The sequence below is a fragment of the Kitasatospora brasiliensis genome (assembly GCF_032654805.1).
In the GTDB taxonomy this organism is placed as follows: Bacteria; Actinomycetota; Actinomycetes; order Streptomycetales; family Streptomycetaceae; genus Kitasatospora; species Kitasatospora brasiliensis.
The window spans coordinates 280,801-303,587 of the sequence record NZ_JAUOOW010000006.1 but is presented as its reverse complement, the minus strand read 5'-3'; the positions used below and the strand labels follow the sequence as shown (position 1 = coordinate 303,587).

At 73.3% G+C, this 22,787-nt stretch carries 15 protein-coding genes and 1 riboswitch; of the genes, 4 read left to right on the top strand and 11 right to left on the bottom strand.

Annotated elements, in window-relative coordinates; genetic code table 11:
* Nucleotides 1-25: 25 nt before the first annotated feature.
* Both QWJ13_RS24155 and QWJ13_RS24150 read right to left on the bottom strand, forming a co-directional pair.
* Entirely contained in the window at nucleotides 26-1,540 is a 1,515-nt protein-coding gene (locus tag QWJ13_RS24155) for a cobyric acid synthase (protein WP_316527014.1), read from the bottom strand.
* Nucleotides 1,537-2,532: a cobalamin biosynthesis protein gene (locus QWJ13_RS24150; protein WP_316527012.1), complete on the bottom strand. Its 996-nt coding sequence runs from the start codon at nucleotides 2,530-2,532 to the stop codon at nucleotides 1,537-1,539. Before QWJ13_RS24150 ends, QWJ13_RS24155 begins: the two co-directional genes overlap by 4 nt.
* Before the next feature lie 140 nt (nucleotides 2,533-2,672).
* Nucleotides 2,673-2,804: riboswitch (cobalamin riboswitch) on the bottom strand.
* A gap of 378 nt (nucleotides 2,805-3,182) precedes the next feature.
* Here QWJ13_RS24150 and QWJ13_RS24145 point away from each other — a divergent pair.
* Together QWJ13_RS24145 and QWJ13_RS24140 are read left to right on the top strand one after the other, a co-directional pair.
* Nucleotides 3,183-4,289: an alpha/beta hydrolase family protein gene (locus QWJ13_RS24145; RefSeq protein WP_316527011.1), complete on the top strand. Its 1,107-nt coding sequence runs from the start codon at nucleotides 3,183-3,185 to the stop codon at nucleotides 4,287-4,289.
* Nucleotides 4,290-4,976: 687 nt separating this feature from the next.
* Nucleotides 4,977-6,302, top strand: a complete 1,326-nt coding sequence (locus QWJ13_RS24140; protein ID WP_316527010.1) for a hypothetical protein — start codon at nucleotides 4,977-4,979, stop codon at nucleotides 6,300-6,302.
* 86 nt (nucleotides 6,303-6,388) lie between these two features.
* On the opposite strand, the gene QWJ13_RS24135 is transcribed toward QWJ13_RS24140, so the two are convergent.
* The 9 genes from QWJ13_RS24135 to QWJ13_RS24095 all read right to left on the bottom strand — a co-directional run bounded on the left by QWJ13_RS24135 (nucleotide 6,389) and on the right by QWJ13_RS24095 (nucleotide 17,996).
* Nucleotides 6,389-7,267, bottom strand: coding sequence for a CDP-alcohol phosphatidyltransferase family protein (locus tag QWJ13_RS24135; protein WP_432277591.1), 879 nt, complete (start codon nucleotides 7,265-7,267; stop codon nucleotides 6,389-6,391).
* The gene (locus tag QWJ13_RS24130; RefSeq protein WP_316527008.1) at nucleotides 7,254-7,946 is read right to left on the bottom strand and encodes a phosphatidylserine decarboxylase; all 693 of its coding nucleotides are present in this window, start codon (nucleotides 7,944-7,946) and stop codon (nucleotides 7,254-7,256) included. The genes QWJ13_RS24135 and QWJ13_RS24130 overlap by 14 nt, the downstream gene beginning before the upstream one ends.
* Before the next feature lie 488 nt (nucleotides 7,947-8,434).
* On the bottom strand, nucleotides 8,435-9,637 hold the full coding sequence (locus tag QWJ13_RS24125; RefSeq protein WP_316527007.1) for an acyl-CoA dehydrogenase family protein: 1,203 nt from the start codon (nucleotides 9,635-9,637) through the stop codon (nucleotides 8,435-8,437).
* Between the two features lie 149 nt (nucleotides 9,638-9,786).
* Nucleotides 9,787-10,290 carry a MaoC family dehydratase gene (locus QWJ13_RS24120; RefSeq protein WP_316527006.1) on the bottom strand — a complete coding sequence of 168 codons (504 nt, stop codon included), beginning with the start codon at nucleotides 10,288-10,290 and terminating at the stop codon, nucleotides 9,787-9,789.
* 4 nt (nucleotides 10,291-10,294) lie between these two features.
* Entirely contained in the window at nucleotides 10,295-11,257 is a 963-nt protein-coding gene (locus tag QWJ13_RS24115; protein WP_316527005.1) for an HpcH/HpaI aldolase/citrate lyase family protein, read from the bottom strand.
* A gap of 42 nt (nucleotides 11,258-11,299) precedes the next feature.
* The gene (locus tag QWJ13_RS24110; RefSeq protein WP_316527003.1) at nucleotides 11,300-13,330 is read right to left on the bottom strand and encodes a protein meaA; all 2,031 of its coding nucleotides are present in this window, start codon (nucleotides 13,328-13,330) and stop codon (nucleotides 11,300-11,302) included.
* 10 nt (nucleotides 13,331-13,340) lie between these two features.
* Complete coding sequence (gene ccrA, locus QWJ13_RS24105) at nucleotides 13,341-14,711, bottom strand: crotonyl-CoA carboxylase/reductase (RefSeq protein WP_316527002.1); 1,371 nt, start codon at nucleotides 14,709-14,711, stop codon at nucleotides 13,341-13,343.
* 367 nt (nucleotides 14,712-15,078) lie between these two features.
* Entirely contained in the window at nucleotides 15,079-16,002 is a 924-nt protein-coding gene (locus QWJ13_RS24100) for a TetR family transcriptional regulator (protein WP_316527001.1), read from the bottom strand.
* Between the two features lie 218 nt (nucleotides 16,003-16,220).
* Nucleotides 16,221-17,996: a 3-hydroxyacyl-CoA dehydrogenase family protein gene (locus QWJ13_RS24095; protein WP_316527000.1), complete on the bottom strand. Its 1,776-nt coding sequence runs from the start codon at nucleotides 17,994-17,996 to the stop codon at nucleotides 16,221-16,223.
* Between the two features lie 554 nt (nucleotides 17,997-18,550).
* Here QWJ13_RS24095 and QWJ13_RS24090 point away from each other — a divergent pair.
* Nucleotides 18,551-21,256: an MXAN_6230/SCO0854 family RING domain-containing protein gene (locus QWJ13_RS24090; protein ID WP_316526998.1), complete on the top strand. Its 2,706-nt coding sequence runs from the start codon at nucleotides 18,551-18,553 to the stop codon at nucleotides 21,254-21,256.
* A 77-nt stretch (nucleotides 21,257-21,333) separates the two neighbouring features.
* Nucleotides 21,334-22,785 (top strand): type I glutamate--ammonia ligase, encoded by a 1,452-nt coding sequence (locus QWJ13_RS24085; RefSeq protein WP_316526997.1) that lies wholly within the window; start codon nucleotides 21,334-21,336, stop codon nucleotides 22,783-22,785.
* Nucleotides 22,786-22,787: the final 2 nt, after the last annotated feature.

Below are 22,787 nucleotides of genomic sequence, written 5' to 3'. Positions count from 1 at the left end.
GTACCCCATTCCTGTCGTACCCGGTTCATGCGTCACTCCCAGGGGCCCCGGGCGGGAGGAACGGCAGTGATCCGGCCGCCGGCACCCCGCCCTCGATCAGCTTCCACAGCGCGTCGGTGTCGGCGTGCTCCTCGATCAGATCGCCCAGCCGGTCCAGCCGGGCCTCGCGGGCGGCGGCGAAGGAGGTGTCCGGCGCCGGGACGAACGCCCGGCCGGCCGACTTGGCGACCTCGCGCAGGAACGCGCGGCGGAACCCGTCGTTCTCCAGCGCGCCGTGCCAGGTGGTGCCCCACACCGAGCCCATCCGGCAGCCGTCCAGGAAGGTCTCCCCGCCCTCGACCGCCACCACCCCGTGGTGGATCTCATAACCCTCGACCCGCTGCCCGAACGCCTCGCCGACCGGCCGGGCCAGCACCTTCTCCACGCCGAAGCGCACCCGCGTCGGCAGCAGCGCGAGCCCCTCGACCGCGCCCGCCTTCGACTCGACCTCGTCCACGATCGAGTGCGCCAGCATCTGGTAGCCGCCGCAGACGCCGAGGATCGGCAGTCCGTCCTCCGCCCGCGCCCGCAGGGCCGACTCCAGGCCCCGCTCGCGCAGCCAGGCGAGGTCCGCGACGGTGGCTCGGGTGCCGGGCAGCACCACCAGGTCGGCGTCGGCCAGCTCCTCCGGCCTGGTCGCCCAGCGCACCAGCACGCCGGGCTCCTGGGCGAGCGCGTCCAGGTCGGTGAAGTTGGACAGCCGGGGGAAGCGCACCACCGTCACCCGCAGCACGTCCGCGCCGAGCGGCCCGCGTCCGTCCGTCCGTTCCACCACGGTGGACAGGTCCAGCGAGTCCTCGGCGTCCAGCCAGAGTCCGGGCAGCATCGGCAGGGTGCCCAGCACCGGACGGCCGGTCAGCTCGCGCAGCATCTCCAGGCCGGGCGCGAGCAGCCGCGCGTCGCCGCGGAACTTGTTGACGAACCAGCCCGCCACGTGCCGCTGGTCCTCCGCGGACAGCAGCGCCAGCGTCCCGTACATCGCCGCGAAGACCCCGCCGCGGTCGATGTCCCCGACCACCACCACCGGCAGGTCGGCGGCCGTGGCCAGGCCCATGTTGGCGATGTCGCGGTCACGCAGGTTGATCTCGGCGGGCGAGCCCGCGCCCTCGCAGACCACCACGTCGTAGCGGCGGCGCAGATCGGCCAGGCACTCCAGGGAGCGCTCCAGCAGGACGGGCTTGCGCTCGCGGTAGTCCAGCGCGCCCACCTCGGCGACCGGCCGGCCCAGCAGCACCACCTGGCTGCGACCGTCCGCGCCGGGCTTGAGCAGCACCGGGTTCATCGCGGCCTCCGGCTCCACCCGGGCGGCCTGCGCCTGCATCGCCTGGGCGCGGCCGATCTCCGCGCCGTCGGCGGTGACGAAGGAGTTGAGCGACATGTTCTGCGCCTTGAACGGCGCGACCCGGGCGCCCTGGCGGGCGAGCCAACGGCAGATCCCGGCCGTCACCACGCTCTTGCCCGCGTCCGAGGTCGTCCCAGCGACCAGCAGCGCGTTCGTCATACCCGTCCCCTCTTCTTCAGGAGCGTGCGCAGCAGCACGTGCCCGGCGACCGCGGTGCCCAGCGCCAGCGCGCCCACCCGCCGGGAGAGCGCGCAGGCCCGCTCGATGTCGTCCACCGTCACCGGCCGCAGCTCCGCGCCCAGGACCGGCCGGTCCTCCACCCGCTCTCCGTACCGGAGCGTCCCGCCCAGCCGGACGCCCACCGCGCCGGCGAACGCCGCCTCCGCCTGGCCCGCGTTCGGGCTCGGGTGCGCGGAGCCGTCCCGGCGCCAGACCCGCCAGGCGGTCCGGGGCTCGGGCGCGGCGGCCACCGTCAGCAGCGCCGTCAGCCGGGCGCCGGGCCAGCCCGCCAGGTCGTCCAGCCGGGCCGAGGCCCAGCCGAAGCGGGCGTAGCGCGGCGAACGGTGGCCCACCATCGCGTCCAGGGTGTTGACGGCGCGGAAGGCCAGCAGGCCGGGGGTGCCGGCCAGGGCGCCCCAGGTCAGCGCGTTCACCACGGCGTCGGCGGTGTTCTCGGCGACCGACTCGACCACCGCCCGGGCGATCTGCTGCCCGTCCAGCGCGCTCGGGTCCCGTCCGCACAAGTGCGGCAGCCGCTCCCGGGCGGCCGCGAGGTCGTCGGCGGCCAGCGAACGGCCGATGGTGCGCGCCTCCCTGGTCAGCGAGGTGCCGCCGAGCACCGTCCAGGTCGCGGCCGCCGCCAGCGCCGCCCGGCCCAGCGGGCGTCGGCCGACCGTACGGTCCATGGCGAGCGCGCCCGCCGCGACCGCGCCCACGCACAGCGCCGTGTACCCGGCGCCGGTGGCCCGGTCGTCGCGCCACAGCCGTCGCTCCAGCCGGGTCGCGGCGCTGCCGAAGACGGCCACCGGGTGGCCCCGGCGGGGGTCGGCGAAGCGGGCGTCGGCGGCGTAACCCGCGACGGCGCCGAGTGCGAAGGCGACGGCGCGGGTCAGCGGGCGCGGAGCAGGCGCCAGTGGGCGGGGAGCAGGCACCAGCGGGCGTGGAGACGGCGTCAGCGGGGTCATCGGCCGCACGGCGGAAGGCAGCTCGGCGTCCGGCAGGGCGGGGCAGCCTGCATCGCGTGCGTGTCCTCACTCAGGGTCCGCGCCCTGGATCGACGTGACGGGGGCGAGAGTCTCCTGGCTTCCGGGTCGAACGCACTCCCGGAGCCTTCCAGCGGCCTTCGACGGCCGCCGTGGCGTTGTTCCGAGCGTGCTTCCCGGTGACAGTGGCGGGACCGCGCCGGAATTCCACCGGCTTCCTCTCCATGCCTCCGTTTGGCCTCAGGATCCCATCACGGGCTCGAAGCGGGAGTCAACCGAGGTCACGGAGGGGTTGGTCACACGCGGGCGGGGCTGACGGCCGGTGGGATCGTCACCGACGCACCGTTCGTTTCCGACGCCTCCTCAGCACCTTTCCGGCACCTCCCCGGTGCCTCTTCCCATGTCGTCGGGCCGCCCCCGGTGACCCGAACGGCCCAGTCCGGTGGCCGGGCGGGCGGTATGCCGGTGAACTGGTGCACGAACACCGTCCGGTCCGTGAGCAGCGGGCACGTGAGCAGCGGAGCACGTGAAGAGCGGGGCACGTGAGCAACAGGCCACGTGAACAGCGGAGCACGTGAACAACAGAGCAGGGGAGCGAGATGCGTTGGGGAACCGCCGCCGTCGTGGCGGCCGCCGCGGTCGGGGCAGCCGTGCTGGTGGTCGGTCGTCGGGCCTCCGAGCGGCTGGTCCGTCCGGCGACCGCCGCCCGGGAGTCCGGGCCGGTCCTGGTCCGGGACCTGGCTCCCGGCCGGGTCACCTTCACCCGCGGCCCGGCGAGCCTGCGCCCGGGCCGCTGGGCGGTCGAGTGGGGGGACGGCGGGCACGCGGTCGTGGAGGAGATCCTGCACAGCGACGAGCGGGGCGTCACCCGACGGCTGGTCCGCGCCGAGCGCGGCACCCTCACCCCCGGGACCGAGGTCCGCTTCACACCCCGTGTTCTGCTCGGCGACCCCGCCGAGGCGCTCGGCCTCGCCTTCACCGACACCGCCGCCGAAGGCGAGCTCGGCTCCCTGCCCGCCTGGCGGCTCGACGGCAAACGCGGCACCTGGGTGATCCTGGTGCACGGTCCCGAGGCCGACCGCGGGCAGACCCTCCCGGTGCTCCCCCTCCTCCACCGGCTCGGCCTGCCCGTCCTCTCCGTCACCTACCGCGGCGACCAGGGCGCCCCCGCCTCCCCGGACGGGCTGAGCCACTTCGGCGAGACCGAGTGGCGGGACATCGAGTCGGCGGTACGGCTGGCGCTGGACGGCGGCGCGGGCAAGGTGATCCTGTACGGCTGGTCCCTGGGCGCCACCATGGTCCTCCAGACGGCGGCCCGTTCGGCCTGGTCGCACGCCATCCGCGGCCTGGTCCTCGACTCGCCGGTGCTCGATCTCCCGGCCTCGGCCCGCCGGGACGCCGCCCGGGCCGGCTACCGGGGCGTCGCCGCGGAGCTGGGCGCGCTCGCCGCCGAGGGCCGCACCGGCGTCGACCTCGCCGACTTCGGCCGCCTCGCCGACGGCACCGACCTGCGCGTCCCCACCCTCCTGCTGCACAGCCCCGAGGACCGGATCGCTCCCTTCCGCACCGCCGAGAAGCTGGCCGCCGTCCGCCACGACGTGGTCAGCCTTCGGCCCTTTCCCGGTGCCGACCACGCCACCCTCTGGAACACCGCCCCCGACCACTACACCGAACTCCTCCGCCGCTGGCTCACGCCGCTCCTTTAGCGCCCGTTCCGCCCCCCGCTCGGGTTCTCGTTCCGCCCCCCGGTCGAACGGGCGGTTTCGGCTGGGTCCCGTCGGCTATTCCGGCGCACTTCCCCCCGCCCGTGCGTGAACGTTTCTCCATTCCATCGGGCGGCCGCGAGAAGTCGGATCCGCCGACTTCTCGTGCAGTACGCCTCCCCTTGTCCGCCCGGTTTCCGTCCGGATTCGGGCTGGACAGCCCTGGCGGGAGTCGATGGAGCGGATTTCCCGCGCGTAAACCATCCCGTTGCCAGGGGCAAAAATGTGCCCGACACCCCGGCCCCCACCCCTACGCACGGTGACCGATCGAACATTCCGGGCGACCGGACTGCCCGATGTGGCATGACCAGACCACACGTTTCCAGCCAGGCGGTTTGCCGCTGTTGCCCGATCTTGCGGAGGTGCCACCGCCGGTCGCCCGGTCGTACGGACAACCGGATGTGACAGAAGGCCGGTGCAAGGGGAAGACTGCTCGACGTGACGTCTCGGAACCCGCGCGACCGTGATGCCCCGCTCCCGCCGACGATCGGTACCGGTGCGACGGTGACCCGTCTCCCCGGAACGGCCCAACGGCCCGCCGGTGGCAGGCCGGGCGGGGCGGGTGTCCCCCGTAACGGAGTACCCCGGCGACGAGGGCCCGCTCCGGCTCCCGGGCGAGGCCGGGTTCCCGTGCCGGAGGGCTTCCCGGCACCCGCCGAGCTGGCTCCGCTGGCCCGCCGGATGCTGGTGGACGCCGTCCGGATCGCCCGCTGGGCCGGCGAACTGGCCGAGGTCGACAAGCGCGGCGAACTGCTCCCGGACGACGCCCGCGCGGCCGGCCGGGCACTGGCCATGACGGTCGGCGCCGCCGCCAAGTCATGGGGGCAGGCACTGCTGGTCGGCCTGGTGGAGGCCCGCGACGGCGGAGCCGGCCCCGGCTGGCGCCTGCACGCCTGGGAGCACGACGACGAGGCCGTGATCCGCGGCTGGTCGGCGCTGTTCGACGCCTGGACCCTGCTCGCCCCGGTGCCGCCCGCCGCGCTGCGCGGCGTGTTCGCGATGCTGGCCGGACAGGCCGTGGACCAGGCGCCGCAGCTGCTCTCCTTCCTCCACCTGGTGGACGGCCCGGTCCCCGAGAGCGAGCTGCTGGAACTGCTGCGCCGCGGCCTGGACGAGCGCCGGGTCGGCACCGGCCTCGGCGGCCCCGGACTGTCCCCGGTGCCGCACGCCGCCTCGGCCGTCTCCGCCGTCCGCGGCACCTGCCGCGAGCCGCAGATCGACACCCCGGCCGCGCCCTCGGACGTGGCCGCCGTCCTGGACTGGATGCTGGACGGCCTGGCCGCCGTCGGCGCCCTGACCCGCAGGAACGATGCCGCTGAGCTCTCACCGCTCGGCCACTGGGCGGTGCGGGCGAAGCTGGAGGAGATCTGCACGGTCGCCCAGACCGCGGCCGGGCACATCGAGCAGAGCGCCTTCGAACTGCTGAACGCCTGTGCGGACTACTCGCCGGGCCCGGCCCGGGCCGAGTTCCGCGCCTGGGTCGCGGCCCGGCCGGCCGACCGGGCGGTGGCCGAGCTGCTGGAGGCCGCCCAGGGCGACGACGCCCTGGTGCGCGGACTGGCGTTCGAGGCGCTGCGGGTGGCCGGCGGACCGGCCGAGCAGGCGGTGCGCGCGGCGGTGGACGAGCCGGTGCTGCGCCCCTACGCGCTGCTGTGGCTGGCGGAGCGCGCGGACGAGGGCGTCGCCCCGGCGGACGTGCTGGGCGCGGTGGACGCGGCCTGGCTCTGGGTGGACACCGCGGCCGCGGTGCTCGACCACGGTGAGACGGAGCTCCTGGTGGGCCACGTCGAGGGCGCCTCGGCGGGAGACCCGGTCCGGCTGTTCGCCCGGGCCCGGCAGTCCGGGCATCCGCGGGCGGCCTCGGTGCTGACGGCGGTCTCGGGCGTGCACCCGGACCCGGGCGTGGCCCGGGCGGCCCGCCGCTCGGCGTTCAGCGTGCACACCGGCGGCGCCTGAGTCCTACGACGAATGAGTCAGGGCCCGGAACCAAGAGGTTCCGGGCCCTGACTTTTATGACTGCGTTCTTGTGACTGCGTCGGGACTCAGCCGAGCCGCGACTCCGCCCGCCGGGCGCGGACGTCGCCGACCTTCTGCCCCACCTTGCGCCGGATGACCAGCAGCGGCGCCATCGCGGCGAGAGTGATCTGGGCGAACGCGCCGATGTGCATCAGCGTGTCACCACCCGGCAGCCCGGTCGCCCAGGCGGCCAGGCAACCGATCGCGACGACGACCCAGCACAGCGTGGCGGTGGCCAGCAGCCCCTGGGGCTTCGGGTACTCGATCCGGCTGACCATCAGGTAGGCGGCGCCGAAGATGGCGAGCAGACCGGGCAGGAACGGCGGGTCGAGCAGCACGATGGCGATCACCGTCATCGCGCCCATCGGACAAGGCATGCCCTGGAACACCCCGGGCCGCATCTTGACGGCCGAGAAGCGGGCCAGCCGCAGGACCACCGCCAGCAGCACCGTGATGGCGATGAGCGCCGACAGCTTGCTGTTGGAGCCCTGGGAGACCATGCCCCAGACCGCGACGAAGTAGGCCGGCGCGATGCCGAAGCTGATCAGGTCCGCCAGGTTGTCCAGTTCCGCTCCGAGCGCGGAGGAGCGCAGCTTGCGCGCCACCAGGCCGTCGAAGAGGTCGCACATCGAGCCGATCAGCAGCAGCGTGACCGCGGTGGCGGCGCTGTGCCGGTCCGGAGCGGCGTCCGGGTTGGTGATGTGCGGGACCAGGACCCCGGTGGTGATCGAGTAGATCGCCAGGAAGCCGCAGACGGCGTTCCCCAGGGTCAGGAAGTCGGCGGTGGACAGGTGCTGAGGAGAGCGCGGGGCGCGCAGCTCGCGGTCGCGCGCCCAGCGGCGGCGGCGCAGGGCCGTCTCCTCGTCGTCCAGGCCGACGATTGTCTCAGGATCAGTCACGGTCAAGGCGCGTCACCCCGGCTGTGGTCTTCTGGCCGACCTCGACGCCGACCTCGACGCCGGCCGGCAGGTAGGTGTCGACCCGGGACCCGAACCGGATCAGGCCGATCCGGTCGCCCTGCTCGACCTTGGTTCCGGCGTCCACGTACGGCACGATGCGGCGGGCCACGGCCCCCGCGATCTGGACCATCTCGATGTCGCCGAGCTCGGTGTCGAAGTGCCAGACGACCCGCTCGTTCTGGTCGCTGTCCTTGTTGAACGCGGGGACGAAGCCGCCCGCGACGTGCTCGACCGACGTCACCGTACCCGGCAGGGGCGCGCGGTTGACGTGGACGTTCAGCGGGCTCATGAAGATCGCGACCCGGGTGCGGCCGTCCGGCCACGCGTCGATGCTCTGCACCACGCCGTCGGCCGGGGAGATCACTCTGCCCGTGCCGATCTCACGCTCGGGGTCGCGGAAGAACCACAGCATGCCCGCGCCGAGCGCACAGGCGGGTACCGCAGCCAGGGCCCACTTGCCGCTGCGCCGGGTGAGGGCGGTGGTCACGGCGGCCGTGGCCAGGGTGGGGACGAACCAGGGGGTGGCTCCGCGCGCGATGGTCACGCGGGGTCGCCGACCGGCCGCCGGGGCTGCGAGGGCATCGCGGTCCGTGACGGAGGTGTGAGGGGACGGGCTGATGGGCATCGAAGACCTTTGTCGCGGGGGATCATGGCCGCTGGACGGGGGCCACCGCGGGATCGGTAATAGAGGGACGGCTTGCTGTCCCGGTGGATGCTATCGGGAGCACACGGTGGGTGGGCAACCCGCCTGCTCGTTCATGTGTCCGGTGGCGGCGCGTGCGCGCGTCCACCTCTACGACCGTAGCTCGACCCGGTCCGGTTCCCAAGGGACCGGACAAGGCTGGTGACTCTTGTCTCAACGGGCGCGCCGACGGAACCCGGAAGGCGAAACGGGCGTGGCGGCCGGAAGCGGGTGTGCGGAAGCGGCCGCAGGGCGCGTCGTTGCAGCTGTACGCCCTGCGGCCGCTTCGGGAGGGCCGTGCCGGACCCAGGCGGACCAGGCCGGGCCCATGACGGGGCACGGCGCTCCGCCGGGACGGGCCCGCACGCCCGTCGACCGGCGGTTCGAGGGGGCCGCCCGGCCTGGTGGACCGTCGGCGGGCGGCCCGGAGGTCAGTCGGCGATCCGGTACTCCTCCAGCAGCCGGCGCCCGACGATCATCTTCTGGATCTCCGCAGTACCTTCACCGATGAGCAGCATCGGGGCCTCGCGGTAGAGGCGCTCGATCTCGTACTCCTTGGAGAAGCCGTAGCCGCCGTGGATGCGGAAGGCGTCCTCGACCACCTCCTTGCAGTACTCGGAGGCGAGGTACTTGGCCATGCCGGCTTCGAGGTCGTTGCGCTCGCCGCTGTCCTTCTTGCGGGCGGCCATGACCATCATCTGGTGGGCGGCCTCGACCTTGGTGGCCATCTCGGCGAGCTTGAACTGGATCGCCTGGTGCTCGGCGATCTTCTTGCCGAAGGTGGTGCGCTGCTGGGCGTAGGAGATGCCGAGCTCGAAGGCGCGGCGGGCGACGCCGCAGCCGCGGGCGGCGACGTTGACGCGGCCGACCTCGACGCCGTCCATCATCTGGTAGAAGCCGCGGCCCGGGACGCCGCCGAGGACGCGGTCGGCCGGGACGCGGACGTCCTGGAGGACCAGCTCGGTGGTGTCGACGCCCTTGTAGCCCATCTTCTCGATCTTGCCGGGCACGGTCAGGCCGGGAACCTTGGGGTTCGGGCCGAAGCCGGCCTCCTTCTCGATCAGGAAGGTGGTCATGTTCTTGTACGGGGTGCTGCCGCCCTCGTCGGTCTTGCACAGGACCGCGACCAGGGTGGAGGTGCCGCCGTTGGTGAGCCACATCTTCTGGCCGTTGAGGACGTAGAACTCCCCGTCCTTGACGCCCTTGGTGGAGATGGCCGAAACGTCGGAGCCCAGGCCCGGCTCGGACATCGAGAAGGCGCCGCGGATCTCGCCGGCCGCCATCCGGGGCAGGAAGTGGTCCTTCTGCTCCTGGGTGCCGTGGGCGTTGATCATGTGCGCCACGATGAAGTGGGTGTTCACGATGCCGGAGACCGACATCCAGCCGCGGGCGATCTCCTCGACCACCAGGGCGTAGGTGAGCAGCGACTCGCCGAGGCCGCCGTACTCCTCGGGGATGGTGAGGCCGAACAGGCCGAGCTGCTTCATGCCCTCGACGATGGCGGCCGGGTACTCATCCTTGTGCTCCAGCTCGGTCGCGACCGGAATGATCTCCTTGTCGACGAAATCCCGCACGGTGGCGAGGATGTCCCGCTGGATCTCGGTGAGGCCGTCGGTCTGTGCGAGGCGTCCCATCGTGCGGCTCCGGAATGTCTGAAGAGGGCGGGGGGGGGGGATTTCCGGGGGCCCTGCCGGCGTGGCTGCGGCAGCAGGGCCCCCGACCGGGTGGGGGTCGGCCGATGACGGCGGCCTCCCCGTCCGGGGTCTCTATATAGGGGAGAGGATCAGGTCAGCGGGGTCGGACGGCCGGGCTGCTCGCCGCCGCGCTCCTTGGTGTAGGTCTCGGTCGGCACCATCACCTTGCGGCGGAAGACGCAGACGACCGTGCCGTCCTGCTTGTACCCCTTGGTCTCGACGTACACGATGCCCCGGTCGTCCTTGGACTTGGACGGCCACTTGTCGAGCACGGTGGTCTCGCCGTAGATCGTGTCGCCGTGGAAGGTCGGCGCGATGTGCCGCAGCGACTCGATCTCCAGGTTGGCGATCGCCTTGCCGGAGACGTCCGGGACGGACATGCCGAGCAGCAGCGAGTAGATGTAGTTGCCCACCACGACGTTCTTGCCGAAGTCCGTCGTCTTCTCGGCGTAGTTGGTGTCCATGTGGAGCGGGTGGTGGTTCATGGTGAGCAGGCAGAAGAGGTGGTCGTCGTACTCGGTGACCGTCTTGCCGGGCCAGTGCTTGTAGACCGCGCCGACCTCGAACTCCTCGTAGGTGCGTCCGAACTGCATGGCCTCAGGCCTCCGGGATCTCGAACTTGGTGGTGCGCTGCATGCCCGCGGCCCGGCCCTTGCCGGCGACGACCAGCGCCATCTTGCGGCTGGCCTCGTCGATCATCTCGTCGCCGAGCATCGCGGAGCCCTTGGCGCCGCCCGCCTCGGAGGTGCAGTAGTCGTACGCGTCGAGGATCAGCTCGGCGTGGTCGTAGTCCTCCTGCGCGGGCGAGTAGATCTCGTTCGCGGCGGCGACCTGGTCCGGGTGCAGCACCCACTTGCCGTCGAAGCCGAGGGCGGCCGAGCGGCGGGCGACCTCGCGGTAGCCCTCCTGGTTGCGGATCTGGAGGTACGGGCCGTCGATCGCCTGGAGGTCGTTGGCGCGGGCGGCCATCAGGATGCGCATCAGGATGTAGTGGTACGCGTCGGCGCCGTAGCCGGGCGGCTGCTCGCCGACGACCAGGGACTTCATGTTGATGGAGGCCATGAAGTCGGCGGGGCCGAAGATGATGGTCTCCAGCCGGGGCGAGGCCTCGGCGATGGCGTCGACGTTGATCAGGCCCTTGGCGTTCTCGATCTGCGCCTCGATGCCGATCTTGCCGACCTCGAAGCCCATGGTCTTCTCGATCTGGGTGAGCAGCAGGTCGAGCGCCTTGACCTGCTCGGCGTCCTGGACCTTGGGCAGCATGATGCAGTCGAGGTTGGGGCCGGCGCCCTCGACCACGGTGATCACGTCGCGGTAGGTCCAGTGCGTCGTCCAGTCGTTGACCCGGACGACCCGGGTCTTGCCGCCCCAGTCGCCGTTGTTCAGCGCGTCGACGATGTTGTGGCGGGCGCTCTCCTTGACCAGCGGGGCGCAGGCGTCCTCCAGGTCGAGGAAGACCTGGTCGGCCGGCAGGCCCTGGGCCTTCTCCAGGAAGCGCGGGTTGCTGCCGGGCACCGCGAGGCAGGAGCGGCGCGGGCGCAGACGGTTGACTGCAGTCATAAGAATCGAGGGTTCCTTCCCAGTGGTCAGCTGGTCAGCTGGTCAGTTCGTAGCCGCGGTCGGTGCGGGCGTCCACGGCTGGAGCTTGTTGGCCAGCCGGATCTCGTCCACGATCCGGCCGATGATGGTCGTGATGCCGAAGTCCTTCGGGGTGAACACGGCGGCGACGCCGGCGGCCTTGAGGGCCTCGCCGTCCGCTGCCGGGATGATGCCACCAACGATCACCGGGACATCCTCCACCCCGGCGCGGCGCAGCCGCTTCAGGACGTCGGGCACCAGCTCGCTGTGCGCGCCGGAGAGGATGGACAGGCCCACGCAGTGCACGTCCTCCGCGACGGCGGCCGAGACGATCTGCTCCGGGGTCAGCCGGATGCCCTGGTAGACCACCTCGAACCCGGCGTCGCGTGCCCGTACGGCGATCTGCTCGGCACCGTTGGAGTGCCCGTCCAGGCCGGGCTTGCCGACCAGCAGGCGCAGCTTGCCGGCGCCCAGCTCCTCGGCGGTCGCGGCGACCGCGGCGCGCACCTGCTCCAGCTCGCCGCCGGGCTCGGCGGCGACCGCGACGGGCGCGCCGCCGACGCCGGTGGGCGCCCGGTACTCGCCGAAGACCTCGCGCAGGGCGAAGGCCCACTCGCCGGTGGTGACGCCGGCCCGGGCACAGGCGAGCGTGGCCGGCATCAGGTTGGCGTCGGTGGCGGCGACGAGCTTGAGCTCGGCCAGCGACTCCTGGGCGGCGGCCTCGTCGCGCTCGGCGCGCCAGGCCTCCAGGGCGGCGAGCACGGACTGCTCGGAGGCCGGGTCGACGACCATGATCGCGGTGTCGAGGTCGGCGGTGAGCGGGCTCGGCTCGGTGGTGTCGAAGCAGTTCACTCCGATGATCTTGTCCTCGCCGGACTCGATCCGGGCCCGCCGGGCGGCGTGCGAGGCGACCAGGTTGGACTTGAGGTAGCCGGACTCGACGGCCGGGATCACCCCGCCCATCTCCAGCACCTTGGCGATCTCCGCCTCGGCGCCGGCCAGCAGCTCGGCGGTCTTCGCCTCGACGACCTCGGAGCCGTTGAAGATGTCGCCGTACTCCAGCAGGTCCGACTCGTAGGCCAGCACCTGCTGGATGCGCAGCGACCACTGCTGGTCCCAGGGCCTGGGCAGGCCGAGCGCCTCGTTCCAGGCGGGCAGCTGGACGGCCCGCGCGCGGGCGTCCTTGGAGAGGGTGACGGCCAGCATCTCCAGGACGATCCGCTGGACGTTGTTCTCCGGCTGGGCCTCGGTCAGCCCGAGCGAGTTGACCTGGACGCCGTAGCGGAAGCGGCGCTGCTTGGGGTCGGTGACGCCGTAGCGCTCCAGGGTGACCTTCTCCCACAGCCGGGCGAAGGCGCGCATCTTGCACATCTCCTCGACGAAGCGCACGCCGGCGTTCACGAAGAAGGAGATCCGGGCGACCACGTCGCCCATCCGCTCGGCCGGCACCTGGCCGGAGTCGCGCACGGCGTCGAGCACCGAGATGGCGGTGCACATCGCGTAGGCGATCTCCTGGACGGGCGTGGCCCCGGCCTCCTGGAGGTGGTAGCTACAGATGTTGATCGGGTTCCACTTGGGGATGTTGCCGACCGTGTAGGCGATCATGTCGGTGATCAGCCGCACCGACGGGCCGGGCGGGAAGACGTGCGTCCCGCGCGAGAGGTACTCCTTGACGATGTCGTTCTGGGTGGTGCCGGTGAGCGTGGCGATGTCCGCGCCCTGCTCCTCGGCGACCACCTGGTAGAGCGCCAGCAGCCACATCGCGGTGGCGTTGATCGTCATGGAGGTGTTGGTCCGTTCGAGCGGGATGCCGTCGAACAGGGTGCGCATGTCGCCGACGTGGCCGACCGGTACGCCGACCCGGCCCACCTCGCCGCGGGCGAGGACGTGGTCGGAGTCGTAGCCGGTCTGGGTCGGCAGGTCGAAGGCGACGGACAGGCCGGTCTGGCCCTTCGCCAGGTTCCGCCGGTAGAGCGCGTTGGAGTCGCTCGCGGTGGAGTGGCCCGCGTAGGTGCGCATCAACCAGGGGCGGTCGCGCTTCTGGGGATCGGTCATCGCAGCGGTCTCACACGTTCCTGTTCGGTCGGATGCTCCGCTCGTCGAGCTCGCGGAACAGGTTGATGGCAGGAAGGTGCTTCTCGCGCAGCTCGTGGTCGGTCACGCCCAGGCCCTCCTGCGGGGCCAGGCAGAGCACGCCGACCTTGCCCTGGTGCTTGTTGTGGTGCACGTCCAGGGCGGCCTGGCCGGTCTGCTCCAGGGAGTAGACCTTGGACAGGGTCGGGTGGATCTTCCCCTTGGCGATCAGACGGTTGGCTTCGAAGGCCTCGCGGTAGTTGGCGAAGTGCGAGCCGACGATCCGCTTGAGCGACATCCACAGGTACCGGTTGTCGTACTGGTGCATGTAGCCGGAGGTGGAGGCGCAGGTGACGATGGTGCCGCCCTTGCGGGTGACGTACACCGAGGCGCCGAAGGTCTCCCGGCCGGGGTGCTCGAAGACGATGTCCACGTCCTCGCCGCCGGTGAACTCGCGGATCTTGGAGCCGAAGCGCTTCCACTCGCGCGGGTCCTGGGTGTTCTCGTCCTTCCAGAACCGGTAGCCCTCGGCGGAGCGGTCGATGATCGCCTCGGCGCCCATGGCCCGGCAGATCCGCGCCTTCTCCTCGTTGGAGACCACGCAGATCGGGGTGGCACCGCCGGCCAGCGCGTACTGGGTGGCGTACGAGCCGAGGCCGCCGCTGGCGCCCCAGATCAGCACGTTGTCGCCCTGCTTCATGCCGGCGCCGTTGCGCGAGACCAGCTGGCGGTAGGCGGTGGAGTTGACCAGGCCGGGGGAGGCGGCCTCCTCCCAGGTGAGGTGCTTGGGCTTGGGCAGCAGCTGGTTGGTCTTCACCAGGGCCAGCTGGGCCAGGCCGCCGAAGTTGGTCTCGAAGCCCCAGATGCGCTGCTCCGGGTCCATCATCGTGTCGTTGTGGCCGTCCGCGGACTCCAGCTCGACCGACAGGCAGTGCGCGACGACCTCGTCGCCCGGCTTCCAGGCGTTAACCCCGGCGCCGGTGCGCAGCACCACGCCGGCGAGGTCGGAGCCGACCACGTGGTACGGCAGGTCGTGGCGCTTGGTCAGCGGCGACAGCCGGCCGTAGCGCTCCAGGAAGGCGAAGGTGGAGACCGGTTCGAAGATCGAGCTCCACACGGTGTTGTAGTTCACCGCGCTGGCCATGACGGCGACCAGGGCCTCGCCGGGGCCCAGTTCGGGCAGGGCCACCTCGTCGAGGTGAAGGGACTTGCGGGGGTCCTTGTCGCGGTTGTCGAGGCCCGCGAACATCTGCTCCTCGTCCTTGTGGAGCGTCACCGCTCGGTAGGACTCGGGGAGCTTGATTGCCGCGAAGTCCGCCGACGTGGTGCCGGGGTTGAGGATCGCGTCGAGGATTTCCTGCATGGCTGCCTCCGAAGGCGTACCTGTGTGAGGGGCACAGGGCGTCTGGGGGAGCCGGGAGCGGACACCGGCTTCGCTGAGGTGGGTGGTGGGCGGGTCAGGCTGGGCCCGGGGTGGACCGGGCGGGTCTGGCTCTGCTCCCGGGGTGTGGGAACGCCGGACGACGGCGCGCCGTGGTGGGGAGCCGCGGCGCCGCGACTGGTGAGTAACAAGGTAGTGGCACCCTGTGCCAGCCGTAAAGACGCCGGGTGCCAGGAATTCCCGCAGCCTTGGAAGCCGCTCGACGCGCGTTGCGCGGGCATGCGAAGGGCCCGCGCCGACGATTCGGCGCGGGCCCTCGATACTGCTCTGACCTGCGTAAACGCCGCGGCTAGGCGCCGCGGGCGCCGCTCAGTGCGGCCCGGATGCTGTCCACCACGACGTCCAGGGGGGCGTCCGTCCTGGCGACTGTGATGAGTACCTCACCTCCGGGGCTGGCACTCAGTGCGCTCTCCGCCCCGCCGTCACCCGGGGTCCCATTGGCACCCGGTGCCACCAGCGATCCGCGGCGCCTGGCACCCGGTGCGCTGGCGGCCCAGAAGGTCCGCCGGATCACCTCGAAGGAGTGGTCCAGCTGTGCCTCCACGTCACCCCGGCCGCCGGCCCGCAGCCAGCGCCGCAGCACGTGGTTGTGGGCCGCGACCACCGCCGCCGCCGAGACCTCGGCCAGCATCGAGTCGTCCTCGCCGCCGCGCTGCCAGCCGGACGGGATGGACTCGCTCGTGTCGAAGCGCCCCAGCAGGTAACGGGTGAACAGCCGCTCGTAGCGGGCCACCACGGCGATCTCCCGCTCGCGCAGCGCCGGGACCTGACGGATCAGCTGGTACCGCGCGACCGACACCCCCGGGGTGGAGGCGTACATCCGCAGCACCTCCTTGATGCCCCGGCAGACCACGTCCAGCGGGTGCTCCTCCGGCTCGGCGCTGGCCAGCAGGTCGGCCACCCGCACCAGGGTGTCGTCGTGGTCCGGGAAGATCGCCTCCTCCTTGGACCGGAAGTACCGGAAGAAGGTGCGCCGGGCCACCCCGGCGGCGGCCGCGATCTGGTCGACCGTGGTCTCCTCGTAGCCCTGCGAGGCGAACAGCTCCATCGCGGCCGTGGCCAGGTCCTGGCGCATCTGCTGGCGCTGCGCCGCCGCCCGGCGGCTGCCCGGCCCGGCTTCCGGCCCGGTGCCCCCGGTCGAGGGGGCGGTCCGGTCGGCGCCGCCGTGCGGCCCGGCGGGGTGCTGCGGGGAGGTTGACTGAACCCGATCCATGTCCGGAACGCTACACGGCCCGGACGGCGCGGCCACGGCCCTTCCCCGGTGCACCGGCGCGACCGGGCCGGTCACCGTCGGCCGGGGCCAGCGGGAGGACACCGTCCCGGGGCTCCAGCCGGGGCGCGTGGAGGACGCGGAGGGCGCGGCGGAGGGCGCGGAGCCGTACGGCGGGGCGCCGTTCCCGGCCGCCGCGCCGCCGCGCGCCTGGGGCGTGGTCACCGGCGCGCGTGGTCGCGGAAGCCGCGGCCGGTCTTGCGGCCCAGGCAGCCCGCCGCGACCAGGTGCTCCAGCAGCGGCGCGGCGGCCAGGCCGGGCTCGCGGAACTCCTGGTGCAGCACCTGCTCGATCGTCAGCGAGACGTCCAGACCGACCACGTCCAGCAGCTCGAAGGGGCCCATCGGGTAGCCGCAGCCGAGCTTCATCGCGGTGTCGATGTCGTCCACCGTCGCGTAGTGCTCCTGGAGCATCCGCACCGCGTCGTTCAGGTAGGGGAAGAGCAGCGCGTTGACGATGAAGCCGGCCCGGTCACCGCACTCCACCGGGTGCTTGCCGACCCCGGCGGTCAGCTCCAGCACGGTCGCGGTGACGTCCGGCGCGGTCAGCACGGTGGAGACCACCTCGACCAGCTTCATGGCCGGGGCCGGGTTGAAGAAGTGCATGCCGACCACGTCCTGCGGCCGCGAGGTGGCGGTCGCGCAGCTGATCACCGGCAGCGAGGACGTGGTGGTGGCGAGCACCGCGCCGGGCCTGACGACCTTGTCCAGGGCGGCGAACAGCTCCCGCTTGACGGCCAGGTCCTCGGCGACCGCCTCGACCACCAGGTCCACCTCGGCCAGCGCCTCGTACCGGCCGACCGGGGTGACCAGCCCCAGCGCCGCGTCCCGCGCCTCGGGAGTGATCCGGCCCCGGTCCACCGAGCGGGCCAGCGACTTCGCCAGCCGCGCCTTGGCCGCCTCGGCCTTCTCCTGGCTGCGGGCGGCCAGCAGCACCGGGTACCCGGCCTTGGCGAACACCTCGACGATGCCGGTGGCCATCGTCCCCGAGCCGCACACGGCGACGCTGCGCACCTCGCGGCCCGGCCCCTTCGGCAGGGCCGGCCCGGTGGCCGCGTCCACCGCCCGGGACGAGCCCGGCGCCTCGTAGGTGTAGAAGCCGCGGCCGCTCTTGCGGCCCAGCAGCCCGGCCGCGACCAGCTGGCCGAGGATCGGGGCGGGCGCGTGCAGGCGGTCCCTGGACTGCTCGTACATCGCCCCCAGCACGGTGCGCGCGGTGTCGACGCCGATCAGGTCGAGCAGCGCCAGCGGGCCCATCGGCAGGCCGCAGCCGAGCCGCATCGCGGCGTCGATGTCCTCCCGCGAGGCGTACTTGGACTCGAACATCGCGGCGGCCTGGTTGAGGTACGCGAACAGCAGGCCGTTCACCACGAAGCCGGCCCGGTCGCCGGCCGCCACCGGCTCCTTGCCGAGGTCGCGGGCGAAGGCGGTGGCGTCCTCGGCGGTCCGCGGGGAGGTCAGCACGGTGCGGACCACCTCGACCAGCTTCATGCTGTGCACCGGGTTGAAGAAGTGCAGGCCGAGCACCCGGTCCGGACGGGCGGTCGCGGCGGCGATCCGGGTCACCGACAGGGCGGTGGTGCCGGTGGCCAGCACGGTGGTCTCCGGGCAGATCCGGTCCAGCTCGGCGAAGACCTCCCGCTTCAGCTCCAGCTGCTCGGGCACCTCCTCGATCACCAGGTCGGCCCCGGCGGCCGCCGCCAGCTCGTGGCCGATCGAGATCCGGGCCAGCAGCCCGGTGCGCTCCTCCTCGGTCAGCCGCTCGCGGTCCACCGCGCGCGCGGTGGCCTCCTCGATCCGGGCCAGCGCCCGGGCGGCCGAGTCCTCGCCCGCCTCGATGCCGATCACCCGGCGGCCGCTCTTGGCGACCGCCACCGCGACGCCGGCACCCATCGTGCCGAGGCCGACGACGGCGACGGTGGGGAAGGGACGCTCCATGTCCTGACTCCTAGTCATGAAGGGCCCGCGCGTGCTCCGGCGGGCATGCCGCCGCGCCCGGACGCCCGGGGGCGGCCGCCGCCGGAGGAGGGTTCACGCGCGGGGGCTGGGGAGATGACGGGGTGCCGACGCATCCGGACGGCGGCCGGTCCGCTCCGGCCGAACTGTGGATGTGCCGTGGTGCTCAGGCGCTCGGAAGTGAAGGAAGCGGCTCTGACGCGAGGAGGAACCCGGCCCGCCGCGGTCCGCGGCCCCGGCCGGTGAAAGCGCGCCGCGCGAGCGCCGGAGGAAACGGCGGTCGCTGCCTGCCGCCGGTGCGGCTCCCGAAGCCCGGCGGTGGTGCGCGTCCGGCCACTGTAACGAAGCTACTCGCCAGTAGGAAGGGGGCGGAGAAGGAAAACGCGCGGAAAACCGTTCGAGGCCCGCCGAAGGCGTTCGCTAGGGTGATCGACGCGGGGGCGGCTCCGCGGCGTGCTTCCTTCTCTCATCTGCGAAATGAACCGAGTGCGCCCACTCTCCGCCCCCGCTTTGTCATACCCACCGGGGGAAGAGCAGTGAAGAAGCAGAAGCCCGCCGCGCCGGCCGAGACCGGCCTGGACACCTACCTGCTGCGCCGCCACGGCGCCGTACGGGTCGACCCGGGCGCCGGCCCCGGGGAACCACAGCCCCGGACGGCCGAGGGCCTGGTCGTCCTGGAGACCGACCTCGCCCAGCGCGGCTACGCCCCGACCCGCGACCTGCGCACCGCCCTCGCCCGACTGCGCCCCGGCGACCTCGCCGACACCGGCACCCGCCTGCTCGAACAGCTCGACGACATGCTCGGCGCCGACCGCCGCCACAAGCCGCTCTTCCGCGGCTTCCCCAAGGGCGTGCCCCGCCACGCCCACGCCACCTACTCCGCCACGATCCGCGGCTACCTGCTCTGCCAGAACAGCCAGATCTGCTTCGTCTGCGACCGCAGCAGCCTGGACGCCGGCATCGGCGCCCTCGCCCCCTGCGCCCACCTGCTCTGCGGCGACTGCTACGACGAACTCGTCGCGGTCGGCCAGGGCCGCACCTGCCCGTACTGCCACGCCCCGCTCGGCGACGATGAACGCTACCTCTCCCTCGACACCAGGTCCGCCCGCAACGTCGCCCGCGACCTCGCCCCCGGCAGCCTGATCAAACCGCTGCGCCTGGCCGGCACGGGCGCCGCCGCCGCGGTCGCCGGCGCCGAACTCGCCACCCTGCTCGCCCGCCAGACCCCGCTCAACCCGCAGGAGCGCGAAGACCTCGCCCTGCTGCTCGACCACGCCACCGCCGACCCGGCCGACTGGCTGCCCGCCGAGATCCCCGTCCGGGAGACCCGCGCCACCGTCCTGGCCACCCTGCTGCGCCGCGACCGGCAGGCCACCCGCCCCCTGCTCGCCACCCACCTCACCACCGCCACCGACGTGCTGCGGCTGATCTGGGCGTGGTCCGGCGCCGAACCCGACCTGCTGCCCGAGACCGCCCGCACCCTGCGCCTGCGGGGCCTGCCCCGCCCGCTGCGCCGCGAACTGCTCGCCGTCCTGGACGCGTTCCCGGCCGGCACCCTCGCCGAGGACCTGCGCCGCCACCGCCAGCCCTGGCTGCGCGCCGGAGAGCTGCTGCACCCGTACGAGCACCAGGCCCGCTTCCCGTACGCCGCGGCCGCCTTCGCCGTCCTGCGCCAGAGCGATCTCGACCTGCACGGCCTCGGCCCGAAGCTGCGCGAGGCCCCCGCCCCGCTACGGGTGCGCCGGACGCCCGGCGGCCACACCCGGCTCACCGTCGAGACCTTCGCCTCCCGGGTCGAGCACGCCCTCGAACAGGGCGATCTGCCCGCCGCCGTCCGGCTGCTGGCCACCCGCCCCGGCGAACTGGCGCGCCGACTGCACCACCTGCTGCGGGTGCACGCCACCTGGCTCCCCGGCGAACCGCTGCCCGTCGAACTCGCCGAGGCCCTGCCCGGCGCCCTGCGCGCCGTCGCCCCCGGCCCACTGCTCGGCGCGTACGGGCGGCTGCGCGCCCCGCGCGAGGCCGGCGAGCGCCGGCTGTACTTCCCGCGCGGCCGGGTCGCCTCCGCGCACGCCCGCCCCGACTGGGGGGTCCCCGTCCCCGCCGCGCTCAGCGCGCCCGTCTGCACCCTGATCGAAGCCGAACTGCTGCGCCGCGCCGGGCGGTCCGAGCGCCACGAGGTGGCCGTGCTCGACGCCGGCCTCGCCGACCTGGTGGTGCCCTTCGCCGAACGCGCCAGCGCCAAGACCCTGGTCGCGGTGCCGCGCGGCAGCGTGCAGCCGCTCCCGGACGGGGACCACCTGCGGCTGTTCGTGCACTGGATGCAGCGCCGGAACCAGCGCGTCGATCTCGACCTGTCCGTCGCCTTCTACGACGAGGACTGGCGGTTCGTCGACCTCTGCGACTACACCCGCCTGGTCGTCGGCCCGCGCGCCGCCGTCCACTCCGGCGACTTCACCACCGCCCCGCCGCCCCACGGCGCCACCGAGTTCGTCGACCTCGACCTGCCCGTCCTCGGCGAGTCCGGCGCCCGCTACGCCGTGGTCGTCGTGTTCAGCTACAACGACGTCCCCTTCGAGGACCTCACCGACGCCTTCGCCGGCTTCATGTCCCTCAGCGCCGCCGACGCGGCCCGCGGCCACAAGGGAGCCTTCCGCCCCAAGGAGCTGCGCCAGCGGCTCGACCTCGCCGGGGACGCCCGGATCTGCGTGCCGATGATCGTCGACCTCCGGCGGCGCACCCAGACCTGGACCGACCTCAACGTCGGCGCCGACCCCGGGTTCCACAACGTCCTGCGCCACCGGGAGCGGATCGGCTCCCTCGCCTCCGACGTCCTGCGGCACTTCGCCGCCGGCACCCGCGCCACCCTCTGGGACCTCGCCTGCGCCACCGCCGCGGCCGGCAGCCCCGAAGTGCTGGTGCGCGACCGCGCGGGCCGCACGCTCGACCACTACCGCCGGGGCGCCGGCGAGTCGGTGGCCGACTTCGCCGAGCGGCTGCGCGGCCCGCACGCGAGCGACCACCGCACCGAACAGGCCCCGGACGACACCGCCCGGCTGATCGCCGAACGCCTCGACGGCGCCCGGGCGTTCGCCGCCCTGGTGCACGCCGACGTGCCCGCCCCGGCCGACGCGCACGGGACGCTGTACCGGCTCTACCCCGGCCCGACCGACGCCGCCCCGGACACCCTGGAGCGGATCACTGCGGGGGAGTTGACCGCCAGGTTCGCCCCGAACGGGTGAACGGATGAACGGCGGCGCCAAGATGACCACCCGATAGGGGAGTTACCGGACCCCGGTCGGCGGGGCAGCATGAGGGCATGACCCCCGGAACCGCCACCGGCCCCAGCACGCCCGGAACCGACGGACCGCCCGGCACCGCCGCCGCGGCGCCCATCGCGGCCGTCGCGCTGCCACCGCGCGCCGAACGGGCCGAGCGCGCCGAGGAAGTCGCCGACCGGCTGCGCACCGGGGCCGTCGAGGCGATCGCCGTCACCTGGGTGGACAACGCCGGCATCACCCGGGTCAAGGCCGTGCCGCTCGGCGGTCTGACGCACGCCGCGCAGTGGGGCATCGGCACCGCGCCCTGCTTCGACGTCTTCCTCGCCGACGACGCGATCACCACCAGCCCGATCATCGGCGGCCCCACCGGAGACCTCAGGCTCTACCCGGACCTCGAACGGACCGTCCCGCTGGCCGCCCAGCCCGGCTGGGCCTGGGCCCCGGGGAACAGGTACACCCAGGCGGGCACCCCGCACCCGGGCTGCCAACGGCTGTTCGCCCGCCGGATGGAGGCCGCGGCAGCCGAGCGCGGCCTGAGCCTCAAGGCTGGCATCGAGGTCGAGTGGACGGTCGCCCTGGCCGGCTCCCCCCAGGAGGAGCCGCGGTACCCGACGTACGGCCCGGCGTACGGGATGCACCGGCTCACCGACCTCTCCGACTACCTGCGCGACGTCCTCGGCGCCCTCGGCCGGCAGGGGCTGGGCGTCCTCCAGATCCACCCCGAGTACTCCCAGGGCCAGTTCGAGGTCTCGGTCGCCGCCGAAGGCCCGATCGCCGCCGCCGACACCTCCGTCCTGGTCCGGCACACCGTCCGCGCCGTCTCCGCCCGGCACGGCCTGCGGGTCTCCTTCGCCCCGGTGGTCGAGGCCGGCGGCGTCGGCAACGGCGGGCACCTGCACCTCAGCCTCTGGCGCGACGGGCGCAACCTCGGCCACGGCGGTCCCGGCCCGCACGGTCTGACCGCCGAGGCCGAGGGCTTCCTCGCCGGGGTGCTCGACGCGCTGCCCGAACTGCTGGTGCTGGGCTGCTCCAGCCCTGCCGGGTACCTGCGGCTGGTGCCCTCGCACTGGGCCGGCGCCTACCAGTGCTGGGGCCTGGAGAACCGGGAGGCCGCGCTGCGCCTGGTGACCGGCTCCACCGGGGAGCGGGCCGCCGCCGCCAACGCCGAGGTCAAGTGCTTCGACGCGAGCGCCAATCCGTACCTGGCGGTCGGCGGGGTGATCGCGGCCGGTCTCGCCGGACTGGACCAACGCCGAGCGCTGCCACCGGAGTTCACCGGGGATCCGGCGGCGGCCGAGCCGGGCACGGTGCCCCGGCTGCCGGCGAGCCCGGCCGAGGCGATCGCCGCGTACGAGCGCTCCGGGGTGCTGCGCGAGGCGCTCGGCGAGCCGCTGTACCAGGCGGTGCTGGCGGTGCGCCGGGCGGAGGAGGAGCAGTACGCGGCCGTCACGCCCGAGGAGCTGGTCGCGGCCACCCGCTGGCGGTACTGAGC

Bases quoted from the DNA above. Each gene is read 5' to 3' on its own strand.
- QWJ13_RS24095 (WP_316527000.1), bottom strand. From the start codon at position 17,996: ATGGAGCGTCCCTTCCCCACCGTCGCCGTCGTCGGCCTCGGCACGATG.
- QWJ13_RS24130 (WP_316527008.1), bottom strand. From the start codon at position 7,946: ATGCCCATCAGCCCGTCCCCTCACACCTCCGTCACGGACCGCGATGCC.
- QWJ13_RS24115 (WP_316527005.1), bottom strand. From the start codon at position 11,257: ATGACTGCAGTCAACCGTCTGCGCCCGCGCCGCTCCTGCCTCGCGGTG.
- QWJ13_RS24100 (WP_316527001.1), bottom strand. From the start codon at position 16,002: ATGGATCGGGTTCAGTCAACCTCCCCGCAGCACCCCGCCGGGCCGCAC.
- QWJ13_RS24145 (WP_316527011.1), top strand. From the start codon at position 3,183: ATGCGTTGGGGAACCGCCGCCGTCGTGGCGGCCGCCGCGGTCGGGGCA.
- QWJ13_RS24155 (WP_316527014.1), bottom strand. From the start codon at position 1,540: ATGACGAACGCGCTGCTGGTCGCTGGGACGACCTCGGACGCGGGCAAG.
- QWJ13_RS24120 (WP_316527006.1), bottom strand. From the start codon at position 10,290: ATGCAGTTCGGACGCACCTACGAGGAGTTCGAGGTCGGCGCGGTCTAC.
- QWJ13_RS24125 (WP_316527007.1), bottom strand. From the start codon at position 9,637: ATGGGACGCCTCGCACAGACCGACGGCCTCACCGAGATCCAGCGGGAC.
- ccrA (WP_316527002.1), bottom strand. From the start codon at position 14,711: ATGCAGGAAATCCTCGACGCGATCCTCAACCCCGGCACCACGTCGGCG.
- QWJ13_RS24085 (WP_316526997.1), top strand. From the start codon at position 21,334: ATGACCCCCGGAACCGCCACCGGCCCCAGCACGCCCGGAACCGACGGA.
- QWJ13_RS24110 (WP_316527003.1), bottom strand. From the start codon at position 13,330: ATGACCGATCCCCAGAAGCGCGACCGCCCCTGGTTGATGCGCACCTAC.